General features: G+C 54.6%; 13 protein-coding genes. 1 reads left to right on the top strand and 12 read right to left on the bottom strand.

What is annotated here, in order from left to right:
* Nucleotides 1-123: 123 nt before the first annotated feature.
* The 12 genes from thrC to ACK8P7_RS03705 form a co-directional block, all read right to left on the bottom strand.
* Complete coding sequence (gene thrC, locus ACK8P7_RS03760; RefSeq protein WP_410042894.1) at nucleotides 124-1605, bottom strand: threonine synthase; 1482 nt, start codon at nucleotides 1603-1605, stop codon at nucleotides 124-126.
* An 85-nt stretch (nucleotides 1606-1690) separates the two neighbouring features.
* A complete protein-coding gene (udk, locus tag ACK8P7_RS03755; protein WP_410042893.1) occupies nucleotides 1691-2320 on the bottom strand; it encodes a uridine kinase in 630 nt (209 codons plus the stop codon).
* A 36-nt stretch (nucleotides 2321-2356) separates the two neighbouring features.
* A complete protein-coding gene (locus ACK8P7_RS03750) occupies nucleotides 2357-2902 on the bottom strand; it encodes a VanZ family protein (protein ID WP_410042892.1) in 546 nt (181 codons plus the stop codon).
* Nucleotides 2903-3007: 105 nt separating this feature from the next.
* The gene (locus tag ACK8P7_RS03745; protein WP_410042891.1) at nucleotides 3008-3724 is read right to left on the bottom strand and encodes a hypothetical protein; all 717 of its coding nucleotides are present in this window, start codon (nucleotides 3722-3724) and stop codon (nucleotides 3008-3010) included.
* Nucleotides 3693-4664: an ABC transporter ATP-binding protein gene (locus ACK8P7_RS03740; protein WP_410042890.1), complete on the bottom strand. Its 972-nt coding sequence runs from the start codon at nucleotides 4662-4664 to the stop codon at nucleotides 3693-3695. The genes ACK8P7_RS03745 and ACK8P7_RS03740 overlap by 32 nt, the downstream gene beginning before the upstream one ends.
* Before the next feature lie 54 nt (nucleotides 4665-4718).
* Complete coding sequence (locus tag ACK8P7_RS03735) at nucleotides 4719-7232, bottom strand: hypothetical protein (protein ID WP_410042889.1); 2514 nt, start codon at nucleotides 7230-7232, stop codon at nucleotides 4719-4721.
* 26 nt (nucleotides 7233-7258) lie between these two features.
* Nucleotides 7259-8410 carry a sensor histidine kinase gene (locus tag ACK8P7_RS03730; protein WP_410042888.1) on the bottom strand — a complete coding sequence of 384 codons (1152 nt, stop codon included), beginning with the start codon at nucleotides 8408-8410 and terminating at the stop codon, nucleotides 7259-7261.
* A gap of 11 nt (nucleotides 8411-8421) precedes the next feature.
* The gene (locus ACK8P7_RS03725; protein WP_410042887.1) at nucleotides 8422-9123 is read right to left on the bottom strand and encodes a response regulator transcription factor; all 702 of its coding nucleotides are present in this window, start codon (nucleotides 9121-9123) and stop codon (nucleotides 8422-8424) included.
* Nucleotides 9124-9125: 2 nt separating this feature from the next.
* Nucleotides 9126-10277 carry a prephenate dehydratase gene (pheA, locus tag ACK8P7_RS03720; protein WP_410042886.1) on the bottom strand — a complete coding sequence of 384 codons (1152 nt, stop codon included), beginning with the start codon at nucleotides 10275-10277 and terminating at the stop codon, nucleotides 9126-9128.
* An 11-nt stretch (nucleotides 10278-10288) separates the two neighbouring features.
* A complete protein-coding gene (locus tag ACK8P7_RS03715) occupies nucleotides 10289-11041 on the bottom strand; it encodes a lysophospholipid acyltransferase family protein (RefSeq protein ID WP_410042885.1) in 753 nt (250 codons plus the stop codon).
* 134 nt (nucleotides 11042-11175) lie between these two features.
* Complete coding sequence (locus tag ACK8P7_RS03710; protein WP_410042884.1) at nucleotides 11176-11991, bottom strand: ABC transporter permease; 816 nt, start codon at nucleotides 11989-11991, stop codon at nucleotides 11176-11178.
* Between the two features lie 58 nt (nucleotides 11992-12049).
* Nucleotides 12050-13618, bottom strand: coding sequence for a DUF2142 domain-containing protein (locus ACK8P7_RS03705; protein ID WP_410042883.1), 1569 nt, complete (start codon nucleotides 13616-13618; stop codon nucleotides 12050-12052).
* A gap of 383 nt (nucleotides 13619-14001) precedes the next feature.
* Between ACK8P7_RS03705 and ACK8P7_RS03700 the strand changes: the two genes are divergently transcribed.
* Nucleotides 14002-15168 carry an acyltransferase family protein gene (locus ACK8P7_RS03700; protein WP_410042882.1) on the top strand — a complete coding sequence of 389 codons (1167 nt, stop codon included), beginning with the start codon at nucleotides 14002-14004 and terminating at the stop codon, nucleotides 15166-15168.
* The last annotated feature ends 76 nt before the right edge of the window (nucleotides 15169-15244 follow it).

Below are 15244 nucleotides of genomic sequence, written 5' to 3'. Positions count from 1 at the left end.
CTGCATTGTATTTCTATAGAAACATAGACAAGCTCTACTTCGTTTTCCATGTTTCCTATACACATTTTCACTAAACACATCCCTGTCGCTCTCTCACAGGCACGATGCGCTCTCTGAAAAATCTCAGACGAAGAGGAAGTCCTCGACCATCTTTTTCATCTCGGAAATCTCGCAGACCTCGCTGTGACGGATCGCTGCGTTTCGTACCTCACGAATCGCACGTGGCTCCGGCACGCCGGAAATCTCCGACAGCTGGTCGATGACCTCGAACACATCCTGATGCTCCACATCATACCCAAGGGCCTTCATCACATTCGGTGCAAACTTATACGGGCTTGCGGTCGATGCGACCACGGTCTTACGGGTATCGCCCGTCTTTTCAGCATACTGCTTATAGACGGCAGATGCAACTGCTGTATGCGGATCCAGTACATATCCGGCCTCTTCCTTCAGATCACGGATGGTCTTAAAGACCTCCGGCTCCTCTGCGAAGCCACCGACGAAGTCCGCCATGAACTGACGCATATCCTCACTTACTTCATACACGCCCTTCGTACGAAGGTCCTCCATAAGCTGTGCGGTCTTCGCGCTGTTGCAGCCGGTGCTGAGATAGATAAGGCGCTCCAGATTCGAGGAGATCAGGATATCCATCGACGGGCTGGAGGTCAGAATAAACGGACGGTTCCGATTATACTCGCCGGTACCGAAGAAGTCCGTCAATACCTTATTTTCGTTGGATGCGCAGATCAGCTTCTCGATCGGCACCCCCATGTGCTTCGCGAGATACGCTGCCAGGATATTACCGAAGTTACCGGTTGGGACGCAGACATCGATCTTCTCACCCTCTGCGACATCACCAGCCTGAAGCATCTGACCATATGCATAGACATAGTAGACCACCTGCGGCACCAGACGGCCGATGTTGATGGAGTTTGCCGAGCTCAGAACGACGCCCTGTGCCTTCAGCTTCTGTGCAAATGCCGGATCATGGAAGATCTGCTTCACACCGGTCTGGGCATCATCGAAGTTGCCGCGGATCGCTGCTGCGTGGGTGTTCTTCCCCGGTTCAGTCCGCATCTGCAGCTCCTGGAAACGGGAAACACCTCCATACGGATAGAATACGATGATTTCCGTACCCGGTACATCCGCGAAGCCGGCCATCGCCGCCTTTCCGGTATCACCGGAGGTCGCGGTCAGGATCACGATACGATCCGTCACCTGATTCTTCCGTGCACTGGTCACCATCAGGTGTGGGAGGATGGAGAGGGCCATATCCTTAAATGCGATGGTTTTTCCGTGGAACAGCTCGAGGTACCATGCGCCGCCCTTCTTTACCAGCGGTGCGATCTTCGGATCCTCGAACTTCTCATCGTAGGCCGCACAGATACAGTGACGGAGCTCCTCCTCGGTAAAATCCGTGAAAAACTCCTTCATAATCTCATACGCAAGATCCTGATATGAAAGCGTGCTTAATTCCGAAAGTGACTTCGTAAGTACCGGCAGTTTCTCCGGCATGAAAAGACCACCATCCGACGCGAGCCCCTTCAGAATCGCCTCCGATGCGCGGAGGCCATTCTCTCCCCCTCGGGTACTGTTGTAAAGCATGCGGCTACCTCCCATTTTTATATACATGTATGTTTAACTGACTGCTTCTATCCTTCATCGGCCGACCTCGACCGTGAGGGGGCGGTTAATCGGCTCCGTTCTCCGGTGTATCGAGAATCTTCTGAATCTTCGTACGCATGAGATCGAAGGCGACATCGTTCATACCACTGTTGATGACGATGTCCGCGAGTGCTTTCGTCGGCTCGACATACAGATAGTGCATCGGCTTCACGGTCGTCAGATACTGCTCGGAGATATCCTCGACATGACGGCCACGCTCCTTCACATCACGGATGATGCGACGGATGATACGCTCATCTGCATCGGCTTCCACATAGATTTTAATATCGAAAAGGGAACGAAGCTCCGGATTTTCGAGGACGAGGATGCCCTCGACGATGATGATTCTGCTCGGTCGAAGCTCGGTCGTCTCCTGCGAACGATTATGCTCGGCATAGTTATACACCGGACACTGTACGCACTCGCCGCGCCGAAGTGCCTTCAGATGTGCGATGAGAAGATCCGTTTCGAAGGCATCCGGATGATCGTAGTTCACCTTCTGACGTACCTCAAACGGGATGCCATCGTTCGACTTATAGTAATTATCGTGATAAATCACGGTAACCTGATCACCAAATTCCTTCTTAAGACGATTCGTAAAGGTAGACTTGCCGGAGCCTGAACCACCGGCGATACCGATCATGATACAGTTCATCTTTCACCTCTCCCATCTCTGTTCAATAGATAACATTTAAGCATAAACAGACTTCGTTTTCAAGAATTGCTTTATGTGCATAAAAAGAGAAACAATCGCGATTCCGAGCAGCACCCCGCTGCTGTCAATGAGCACATCGCTCACCCGCCCGGCACGTCCCGGCACAAACAGCTGATGAAACTCATCACTCGCTGCATAGAGAACACCGAGCGGAAAGGCCGTACAGAGCAGCCTTCTCCGCTTCGGTACCACCGCTACCGACAGTGCACTCAGACTGTACAGTATGCCGAGCACCGTATACTCGCTGGCATGGGCGAGCTTCCGCACCGGATAGTCGATCTGCATCGCAAGTGCCCGCTGCTCTCCTGCCGGCCAGTCACGATAGCCCGGCACCACGAGCTCTGCCACGAGCGTACCGGCCCGAAGGCTTGTTTCCGTCGACACATCTGCGTTCTGCTGCGACATCATAAAAATAAACACCATCCATAAGAGGCTCAGCAGGAAGCAGACGCGTGCCGCTTTCCGTCGTCTCGGAGCTGCAGCCTGTATTCTGTTTTCCGTGATATCCACCACTTCTTTCATTCTGTTCGTTCTGTCTCCTGTCGCTGTCGATCCTGCATGCTATGAGCCGAAATCTATCCCTGCGGTCGAAGCATAGGACATCTTCTGTCCTTGCCGCTCTTTCGTCTACGCTTTCCGGCGTACCGGATGCGGCTTCAGCTGTCGCATACTGAAGCCGAGTGCCAGAAGCGACAGAAGCATAAAAAACAGGAGGGCGATGACATACGCCTGTACCCCACCGATGCCGAAGCGTCCACGGAACTGAACGAACAGCAGCGCGGTCAGGATGCAGAGCGCCATGCCGGCATACGACACCAGCGTGGCCGCCGTCGTGATATAGATACTGACACTGACGAGTATGCCGATGCTCGTGGACAGCAGCGCGCATACGAAGGCCGTAAGCAGGTACATCAGGATATCGAAGAAGGTAATACCGCCATAGATGTATACGGTTGCGAAGATCGGAAGTGCCGTCGCAACGAGCAGCATCAGTGTACTCATCACACTCATCAGCTTGCCGATGATGATATCCGCCGGTGTCAGCTGAGTCGTCAGCAGAAGCCCCAGTGAACGCTGGTCCCGCTCACTGGCAACGGAGGACGCGGCCAGTGCCGGCGCGAGCAGAAGCACGAGCAGAAGCTCCAGCAGTGCTGCGATATAGTAGATACGCAGGAAGCTCTGATACGCGATCTCCCCCGTCAGCTCCGCCGTCGAGACGATATAAAACAGATTGATCAGAATCAGGATGCTCAGTCCCCCGTTCAGGAGTGTCACAAGCAGCGGAAGCGTCAGACTACGTGCATTGATGAGCTCATCCCTCCGGAAAATCGGATTCCGCTTCATAGTATGTCACCCTCCTTTCTTCACGTGCACCGGTCAGCTGCAGGAAAAGAGATTCCAGGTCGCCCTTCTCCCGATGGAAGCCGCGTACCGGCACACCCGCCTCGATCAGTCGACGAAGCAGTGCCGATTCCTCCTTCTGTGAGCCCGCATACGTAATCAGCAGATTCTTATCCCGGATACTGATCGATTTCACCAGACGATCATGCTTCAGTGTCTGCATCGCCGAGCTCAGATTTCCTGCGATGCTGATGATGATCGGATTCGACGCATCCACCCGATCCAGCACCTCATGGATTTTTCCTTCCATGACCAGACGACCGCGGTCGAGGATGCCGATATCCGTACACAGATCCGAAATCTCCGTCAGTGTACGTGAACTGATCAGGATGGTCTTTTCGGAATCCGCGAGGCTTGCGAGGATCTGCCGGAACTCGAAGCGCGTCGCCGGATCCAGATCGGCCGTCGGCTCATCCATAACGAGAATCTTCGGGTCATGGATCAACGCACGGGCCAGGCTCAGCTTCTGCTGCATTCCCCGGCTCAGCGAATCCATATACTGCCCCTGCCGATCACGTAACCCGACGAGATCGAGCAGCATCTGAATCTGTCGCTTCGTCTTCACACCGGACAGATCATAGCAGTCCGCAAAAAAGTCCATATACTCTGATACACGAAGGTTCGGGTAGGCACCGATGCGATCCGGCACATATCCGATGCGGCGCTTCAGGCGACGCACATCCGCGCCTGCCTCCATATCATCGATCCGTACCTGGCCGCTGTCCGGATATACGAGTCCGAGCAGCATACGAAGTGCCGTGGTTTTCCCGGCACCATTCGGTCCGACGAGTGCATACAGTGCGCCATCCTCCACATGCATCGTGAGCCCATCGAGCGCTGTCACATGGCCGTAGCTCTTTTTGACATTTTCAAAAGAAATCATGGATACGCTCCTTTCTCATCCGTGGCTGACCCCCCATACAGATTCTTTCCGATCTCATCCGATGCCGGGCTCTGTTTCCTCCGACACACTGCCTTCCCCGACATACTCGGATGCCTCAAGTTCAGCCGCATCGATCATCTCCACCGGCTTTTCTTCTGTATTCCGTGCCGTCACGGTCAGCATCGGGAGATACCGTCGCTCATCGATCCCCGTGTTCTCCTCACTCGAGGTATAGCGCACGATGAGTATGTTGTCCTCATCGAGATAGCTGTTAAGCTGTGCCCGCGTCAGCACACCGTTTCCGATATCGATGATATCGAAGCCGCCGGTCGTATAATTATAGAAGCTCATGCTGCCACGGAACGGACGCACGCTGCCGATGGACTTCGCCTCCCCCGCATCTTCCGCCGAAAGACTCTCGATCGTGAGAGTCGTGATGTCACTGCCCTCGCCGAGATGGTACTCAAGCGTCGCCGGCCATGCACTCGCGACCGTGTTCTCCGTCGCATCATAATCACCCGACTGGATCTGCGGATCCGTCGAGAGTGCACTGTAGCTGTAGACATCCCCCACGCGGGTACTGAACGGCAGAGAGGAAACCACCATCGTGAAGCCATAGCTGTCGATATCCGTCTGCTCTGTGAAATCCAGTGGCTGCTTCTCTGGATTCTCCTCCCGGACGCAGCCGACGATGCGCGCATCACTGAAATAGCCGTTCAGGCTGTTCATCAGATAGTAGCGAAGGAAGCTCTGCCAGCCTCCGCTGGTGACACTGGCGGCGATTTTCCGGCTGTCACCCACCGGCACATTGATGGTCTCACAGCTTCCGAGGTCAATGCTGGCACCGGCATCCAGACGTCCGATCCGGATCACCTTTCCATAGATCAGCAGTGCCGCATCGCCGAGGTCATAGGCCGTACCATTTGTGAGCGTGCCACGTACACTGCCGTCCGCAAAGACGATATCCGACTGGAAGCTTCCATCGGCGTTCGGCATGTTGTTGTGAAGCTCGAAGTAACGGGCCGCAAACGGTGCCGCGTTCTGAATCGTGATCGTCTTTTTCTCACGACCGTTATCGATGCTCGTATGACTTACATTCTCCTCCATAGACAGCAGTCCCTGGATATCGCCTGTAAAGTCCGCGCCCTTCAAGATCGGATACACATCATACTCGGTCTTCACCGGAAGCTCATAGCTTCGGTAGTAGGGTGAGCGCAGATTCAGATAATCCGTCTCATCGACGCTCTCCGCCGAGATGTTTTTCAGACGGACACAGGTCAGGAACGGCCCCATGAAACGTGTGCCGAGTCCCATGACATACACGAGAATGATCGTCAGCGCCGTCACCAGCAGGACGCCCGGACGGTACATCCGAAGGACCTCCCGTTCACGCATGAAAAAGTAAAGTCCTGGACCGATCAGAAGAACATAGGCAGCGAGAATGACGGCATAGAGCAGTGGCTTCGGCACCTTTCGGAGATCACTCAGGTTCATAAGCTCCTGTACATTCCAGTAGCGGGCGAGACTCCGCTCCGAAGCCGTGATCGAGAGATTTTCGAGACGCGTTTTCCCGAGAACAGCAGAAAAGAGCTGGTCGATGTATCCACTCTGATCCGTGGCGAAACGCGTAAGGTCACAGAAATCATACCCGCTGATGGCGACGATACCCGCACCCTCCGAGATCTCCGAAACGATCGGCACACCATCCGAAAGCACGACCTCCTGTCCACCCTTGATCTGAACCGGGGAGGCCGTCAGTGAGAGGAATTCCAGATCTCCGTTCTCGTGATACGCGTTCCCCATTTCGAGACTCATCTCCGTCGGCTGAAGTGCATTTCGTAGATACCCTGCGTAGTATGGGCTCAGGGCATCCTCCCCACGCGCTCCTGTTCCCAGCAGCAGGATACCGCCATCCCGTACCCACTGTGCGATGACCTCTGCCTCGTTCTTACGTATCCTCTTCATCGAAAAGTTCGAAATCAGAAGAACGTCCAGCTGATCGAGCTCGTTTTCTGAATCTGGCAGATCATCGACCGGCAGAATCACACTCCGGGTCCTGAGAATACCGTTATTGATCCCCACATTATCCAGATAACTGAGCGCCTCTGGATGATCGGAGATGATCCCGATGATAAGTTCTGCATCGGAGCCTGCGACATCGAGGCCGATCCGCCGTGAGCCCAGCGTATGCCCCTCTCTGTCCTCCGCCGTCACCAGCAGCTGGCTGATACCGGAGCTGAGTGACACGGTTACATTCAGCGTATCCGAGGAACCGCCCTCGACGATTTTCTGATAGCGGTACTCATAGACACTGTCCTCCGACTCAACCATATAGACATGGATATAGCCGGAGAAGGTACTCTCCTGATGGTTTTCGATGCCGATGCTGAGCGGCAGACGTCGGCCGGCTTTCGCTGTGTTCTGATAGCCATAGGTCACCGAGAGATCGACGGTATCCGCATAGCTACGCACTGAAAACAGAAGCAGCAGGCAGAGCAGGGTCAGTATGAACCACAGCCCCCGGCCGGTACTGCGGAAGCCAGATAGACGATATGAAATTCGCTGCATCGACATACTTCGCTTATATCCGGAACTCAAAATGTTCTCTCCCCATCAAAATGAATCTTCAGTCGGACCGTGAAGACCGTTCCCGAAAGATCTGAAGAAACCGACACCGTACCATGATGCATATCGGTGATGTTCTTGACGATGGCCAGACCGAGGCCCGTTCCACCGGGACCGGACGCGTTCGTCCGGCTGTGATCCGTCCGATAAAAGCGGTCGAAAATCAGCGGCAGCTCATTTGCCGGAATCACATAACCGTAATTCACGATTTTGATCGTCACGATCTCTCGATCCGCCCGGAGATTGACCCGGACACGCTTTCCTTCCTTACCGTACTTGATGGCATTGCCGATCAGATTGTCGAAAAGTCGTGCCAGCAGATCACCATCGGCTTCGATGATCTGCGACTTCCGATTCGATACGAAATCATAGCTGAGGCCGTTTTTCTGAAAATTCGGGTAGCTCTCCTCGAGAAGCTGTGCCAGCAGCTCGACGATGTCCACCTTCGCCACGTTCATATTGATTTTTCCATAGGATAGCTTCGTGAAGCCGAACAGCTCCTCGATCAGCTTCTGAAGGCGTACCGACTTGTTGTAGGCGATGTCCAGATACTTCTGCTGCATCTCCGGTGAGAGCTTCTGATTCTTCCGAAGCAGCTCGAGATATCCGAGGATAGAAGTCAGCGGTGTCCTGAGATCATGTGCGACATTGGTAATTAGATCCGTCTTCGACTGCTCCGATGTCCGCTCCTTATCGATGAGCTCCTGGATATCCTCCTCCATACGATTCAGATTTTCGGCGATATCCGTGAGTTCCCCCTCCCCCTCCAGCTCCAGGCGGGTACTGAGATCCCCCTCGGAAATCTGCTTCACTGCACGGGCGATCGTCTCGACATCCCGCGCCATCTTTCGTTGCAAAAGCAGGAAAATCAGGGAAAACAGGAGAATTCCGAGCAGCACAAAAAGCAGGACACTGATGGTCGAGCCGAGCGCGAAGCGCTGCAGGGCCTGAGAATCGTTTCCTGTCTGATAAAGAAAGCTGGTGATGGCTGTAAGATTCGTGATGAGAAACACGAGGAGGATGATCGTAATCACCGACGCGATGCCGATATGTGCCATCAGCTGCATCATATAGCCATGCCCATGGGTATGATTTTTCTGCTCGTTCTTATCTTTTTCCAAGGTCGTGATGCTTACTTCTCGATCTTATAACCGATGCCCCAGACGGTCGAGATGATCTTGTTCTCGCGGCTCTCCTCCCGCAGCTTTCCACGCAAACGGCGGATGTGCACCATCACCGTGTTGTTGGCCTCATAAACCTTTTCATCCCATACCTTTTCGAAGATCTCATCGGTGGAGAACACCTTGCCCGGATGGGATGCCAGCAGGAACAGAATCTCGAACTCGATCGGCGTCAGCTTGATTTCCTCGCCGTCCACCAGTACACGATGATTATCCTTGTTGATGGTGAGGTCACGGATCGTGATCTCACTGCTGGCGAACTGATCCGCTGCGTTCGGGTTCAGCTGCGTATATCGGCGAAGCTGTGACTTCACGCGTGCCGTCAGCTCCAGCGGATTAAACGGCTTCGTCACATAATCGTCCGCACCGCCGGTGAGGCCGACGATCTTATCGAGGTCCGTGGACTTCGCCGACAGCATGATGATCGGGATGTTGGACTTCGTCCGGATCTTCCGGCACATCTCGAGACCGTTCATGCCCGGCATCATGATGTCGAGCAGCACGAGATGGATCTCCTGCTCATCGAGGATCTTCAGGCCCTCTTCTGCATTGTAGGCCTTAAATACCTTATATCCGTCACTGACGAGATAGATCTCCACCAGCTCTGCGATTTCCTTTTCATCGTCAACGACGAGCACACTAATCTGTGACATAGTTACTCCTTTCCGTAATTCCCCAGGATACGAAGGGATGTGATCTGATCCTCGAGTCCGGCGAGTGCATTGATGACATTCGGCATGGACAGGTTTCCCTCGAGATCGACGAAGAAGCGATACTCGAACGGCTTCTCCTGAATCGGCCGGGACTGGATCATCAGCATATTGACATCATTGAATATAAAATTACCCAGTGCATTATAGAGCGTACCCGGCTTATGTGCTGTTTCGAAGCAGATACTGATCTTCTCTGCATCCGCTGTATAGACGCGCTCACGGCCGAGCACGATAAAGCGGGTCGTGTTGCTCTTTTCCTGATTGACTCCATGCTGCAGAATCGTCAGTCCATACAGCTCCGCAGAGAGCTCGGAGGCGAGTGCTGCGCTGCACGGATCCTGATGATCCCGGACGTACGCTGCAGCGACTGCGGTGTTCAGCACCGGCACCGCCTCGATCTCCGGATGTGCCTCCAGAAAGGCCGCGCACTGACCGAGTGCCTGTGGATGTGAGTAGATCCGCTTCAGTCCGTCCACGCTGGCGCCCGCCACGCTCATCAGCGCATGCGCCACATGCAGATCGACCTCCTCGACGATCGCGAGCGACGGATAGCGCACCAGAAGATCGAAAATATCTGAAACTGCCCCATGACTGGAATTCTCGATCGGAAGCACTGCGTAGTCCGCCTGTTCCTCCACGACCTCGTCCATGGCATCCTTCCATGTTTTCACATGGCGGAGTGCTGTCTCCGTGCCGAAGCACTGTCGTGCCGCAAGATGGGCATACGCACCCTCGACGCCCTGATAAACGACGCGCTTTCCACTCTTCGGAATCGCATCGAGCTTCTCGAAATCCGCATGGAAGCTCTTGCCATGTGCAGACAGAATACCGAACTGCCGGCGTCTCGAAATCGTCATCATCTGCTGATAGAGCTCCCGGATCGCCTTCCGATCGAAATCCGTATCGAAATAGGACTGTACGGTATCCAGCTTCTGCGCCTCCCGTACTGGATCAAATACCGCTTTGCCGGTTTCGATCTTATACTCTGCCACCTTTTCGCAGAGGTCCATCCGCTGCTTATAAAGCTCTGTAATCTGGTAATCCAGTACATCGAGCTGGTCACGAATCTTTAAAAGTGCGTTTTTTTCTTCCATGTAATGACCCTTTAGTCTTTCTCTTCTGCCAGCAGTGTCTGGATATCCGCCTTCACCCTCGCCTGAACACAGGCGCCGATGTGCTTCTGCTCCTCTGCACCGAGGTTTTTCACCTCGATCGGAGCACCGATGCGCACCTTGATATGCTTCGGTCTGATCGCCGGGAACTGCGCCTCCAGAATATCGCGTGTTCCGATCATCGATACCGGCACGATCTTACATCCGGTCTTCTCTGCCACCTTGAAGGAGCCCTCCTTAAAGGTCTCCATGTCGAGCTCTGTCGCACCTTCTGAACGGGTGCCCTCCGGGTAGATCCAGATGGACTGCCCCTCCCGCACCTGCTTGATGGCCGTGATGATGACCTTCAGGGACTGCTTCAGATTATTTCGATCCATAAACAGACAGCCGAGCTCGTCCATCCAGCGCTTCAACGGCCGGATCTTCTCGATCTCTGCCTTCGCGATGAAGCCGGTCGGGCGGTCCACCAGGGTATAGGCGATGATGACATCGAAATACGAGCGGTGATTTCCGACGAACAGGACACCCTCGTCCTTCGGGATCGACGTGAGGTTTTCCATTCCCTCAACCTCCACCGTCACATGGGCTGTTTTCAGAATCTTCCGGAAGATGCCCTGCACGAGCGGCAGGGTATACTCCGCGCGCTTCTTCGGGTCCTGGATCGCCTCGATCTTTCTACGGTAGTAAAGACTTCCGAAGGTCAAAAAAAACAGTACATTTGCTAAAACTGCGATCGTATACAGCATATCGACTCCTTATGTGCGCTTCCATACTTCTGCACGTTCCGGCAGAAAGCATGCATACGCAGCTGTGTATCTGTAAACACCCGGTTTCAGGGTGCCTGGTCACATAGTTTCGAACGTTTCATCCGCCTGTGCGCTTACAATACATCCGAAAAATGCGGACGGAGCTTACGGAAAAACGAGAGGCCGACGAAGAAAATCACGAGCGTCACCACCCAGAAGTAAATGCCGAGGGTCGGGCGCATCCAGAACCCGGCTCCCGTCAGCATGGAATCACGGTACCCCGCCACGATATAGTAGAGCGGATTCAGCTTCAGCAGGGTTCCGACCCATGGTGCACGGCTCGTAAAGAGGGTTTCATCGTACATGATCGGGCACATCCAGATACCGAACTGGAGGCAGATTCCGACGATCTGCTGCATGTCCTTAAAGAAGACATTGACCGCACTCGTGAGATAGCCGAGACCCAGCACCAGCACGGAAGCAGCGAAGCTGTAGTAGATGATCTGGAGCCAGCTGAGCATCGGGGTTTTGCCGGACACGAGGAAGGCGACCAGCATGATCACGATGAAACAGAGGTGAACGAAAAAGCAGGACGCGAGCTTGATGATCGGAAGGAGCTCCACCGGGAAGACGACCTTCTTCACGAGGTAGCTGTACTCCTGCAGGATGCCGGTCAAGGTGTTCAGGCTCTCACTGAAGAAGAACCAGGGCACGAGGCCCGGAATCAGCCAGATCACGTAGCTCGTGTTCGGCACCGGCGGCGCGGACTTGAAACCATAGGGTCCGAAGATGAACGCATAGATGGTCACCGTCGCGAGCGGCTGGAGAAACATCCAGATGATGCCGAAGTAGGAGCCGACGAAGCGCTTACGAAAATCGGACTTTGCAAGGTCCAGGATCATCCGACGCTTCTCGGCCATGTGCTGTAATAATTCGATAAATGCTTTCATGTATAGTTTATTCTTTCCATCTTCCTGTGTTTATGTGAACGCTTTATTATACCACCTTTCAGGCCCGCTGCACAACGGTGAGGAAACAGCCGAGGAGCACGAGTGCATCCATCAGCAGCATCACGCTGAGAAGCAGTGCGTCGAGCCCGATGCCGACGCGGCCAATCACCCGCAGGCGGTGGAGCCGTGGTGTACGAAATGCCAGCAGCAGAACCGGAAGGAACGGCAGGAAATAGCGTCCCTGAACGCCCAGGATATAGAAGGTATCCGCCGGTGTATAGGCGAGCAGCATGCTGACCATCAGGATGAAGCCGAGGAGCAGAAATACGAGAACCATCCACACTCTCCGTGGGATGGACAGTGTCGGTTCCTCCCGGCGTCCGGTGATGGCCAGCAGCAGTGTACCTGTCCAGAAGAGCACAAGCATCGGCACTGGCGTCGCCAGTCCCCGGTCGAAGGCGCCGAGCCACATGCCGACGGTCGTACCGAGGAACTGTCCACCCAGGATCTGAAGTGTATTCCGTATGATGCGGAACACGAGCGTCCGGTCATGGATGAGCTCGGCGAGGTCATGTAGCTTCACTGTGTTCACGTCGCCGGAAGAGGTAAATTCCGGTGCCTGTGTCACGCCGGAAGCATTGACATAACGGAGGACCTCCCGGAAATTCACGAAAAGGATGGAGCCGACGATCAGCGCACCGATGAGGAGTACGGACAGGATCCACTTCGGCCACGGCCTCGCGCCCCACTTCTGAACCGGGATCAGGAGGCAGAGAAGGAAGAGCGTCGCGTAGATCATCTTGCACGGGGACAGCAGCAGCGCGAGTGCGGAAAGCTCGATCACGTTTTTCCGCGTGATACCGGTCGATGGCTTCGCGAGCGCGAGATCGAGGATCACGGCGGTCAGATAAAAGCTGAGCGCGATGATATAGCTGTCGTAGCTGTAGCTACCAGCGAGCTCAAGGGTCATCGGAAAGAGCGAGATCGCGAAGAAGAGCTCTTTTCCGATCGGCGTACGGCGGACGGTCATCGCGCCGAGGGTCGCAAACAGGAGGAGGTTCATGAAGCGGCCGAGCAGCACGAGGCCGACGGCGCTGAGCTTCAGAAGGCGGGCGAGGGTGATGCCGAGGGCCGGCAGGAGGTACGCACATGGGGTCGTCTTCACCGGCTGCTGCAACGTGATACTGGTCCCGGTCTCCGTCGCGTGGAAAAGGCCCTTCTCATGCATCGCTTCATACACCGAGCGGTCAAGTGTCTGCCCGAGCACCGTAGCTTTACATGGGTCATCGTCGCCCGGCCAGTTGACGAGGTACTCGTCCTCCTCGCGGATGCGGACGTGGCCGTCTTCATCCCGGACCGACTGCCCCATCATCTGGTTAGACAGCGCATAGGCTCCGGTGAAGTGCAGGATCTCGTCCGGTGCGGAAAGCGGCGGAAGTGTGCACATGAAAACAAGCCCCATTGAGAACACCGCGATGAAGTAGATCTGGTGAAGCTTCCATCTGGATTTTTTAAACAGGCAGAGGCAGGTCGCGATGATCACGCATAGCGCGATCATCAGGCAGACGAAACGGCCGATCAGGAACTGATCGCCGGTGCCGATGAAACTCTGAAAAAGATGTAACATATAAGTCCTTCTTATTTATCCTGACGAAAATCGGCGCAGGGAGGGCACTGTCAGCGAAGTTTTGCGTACGGCAAAACCCTGAATACGTTCGCCACTAGGGCATCACGGGGGCCCCACGCCCTACGGGCGACACCCCCGTGATAAACCTTAATTCAAAGTACAGAACCCGTCGAAGTGTCCGTGACTGCCATAGCAGGCAAGCCTGTATGTCAGTCACGGACACTTCGGCAGAACCTGTTCTTTGAATGCGCAATTCAGTGCCCTCCCTGCGCCGATTTTCTGAGCACAACTTCCGTATTAAATGAGCTTATTCTACTATATATTGCGCATTCAGGCAATTTTTACTACATTAATGATGATCACTATAAATAAAGGAAATGATTATGGGAACTTCATCGAAGCGTTTATACTATCTTGACTCTTTAAAATATATTTTCTGTCTGATGATTTTCTGGGCGCATCTGGCGGGGGTGTTCTGGACGTTGTGTGATCCGCGGCCGGCGCTTCGGCCGGAGCTCGAGCGGCTGTTTACGTACCCGCTGTCGGTGCTGCTGGATTCGAGCCTCGCGCTGTATGGTTTCTGTATCCTGTCCGGTTATCTCGCGTCGTTCAAGCGGACGAGGGCGCAGCATCTGCTGCCGCAGCTGCTGGCGCGCTATCTTCGCTTCGTGGTGCCGTTTTTCTTCATCAATCTCGTCGCGTTTATCCTGTACTATACCGTGGGCTATCCGACGGCGGAGGCAAGTGCGCTGCTGCACAACGCCTGGCTCGCGACCTACTACACGCATGCACCGACGATCCCGGAGCTGCTCCGCGCCACCTTCACCCTGGACGGGGATCTGAACGGTCCGCTCTGGATGATGAAGTACATTCTGCTCGGCACCTGCATCATTTATGTATACAATGCGGTAGAAAGAAAGCTGCCGCTCCGCCTCTTTCAGTTCACCTGCCTTGCGGTCTTCGTATACAGCTTTTTCCATCTGCCGGAGCCAAACTTCTTCCATGTACATCTCGTGCTGATGGGGCTCATCCTCCGAAAGCTGGATGATGCACTGAAGGCGTGGCTTACACAGCACGAAAAAGACGGACACCCGCTGCTCCGCTTCTTCTTCCTGCTGCTCGTGCTGCTCCCGATCGCCCTGGATGCCGGTGGCCTGCAGCGCGTACTGTATCCGTTTTTCCGTGCGCACTGTCCGTCGATCGCCCCGGTGTTTATCTGGAACGCCTACTGGGTCATGCTATTCAGCTTCAGTCTCATCGTCGGCGTCATGAACTGCCCGCCGCTCCAGCGTGCACTTGAGTGGGCCCCACTGAAGCGTGTCGCACCGATGAACTTCGCGGTATACCTCGTACACTTCCCGCTCATCGCGAGTCTGTCACTCCATCTCTACCTCCGTCTCGTGAATCGCATCTCCTACTCGAAGGTATTCGTGATTCTCACGGTGGTGAGCTTCGCGGCCCTCTTCCTCACATCCTGGCTCTATGAGCAGAGCATAGGGAAGCTTCAGGATAAAATCGTAAAAAAAATCACCGCGCGCCTCGCAATGTGATAGAACGGTACATCAGATGATGCCGAAAATCAGGATTCATGGTCTGCACTCAGCTGCACGTCCATACATCGGCATC

The sequence above is a fragment of the Oribacterium sp. P9 genome (assembly GCF_046365365.1).
Lineage (GTDB): Bacteria > Bacillota > Clostridia > Lachnospirales > Lachnospiraceae > Oribacterium.
This window is presented reverse-complemented; position numbering and strand designations above follow the sequence as displayed.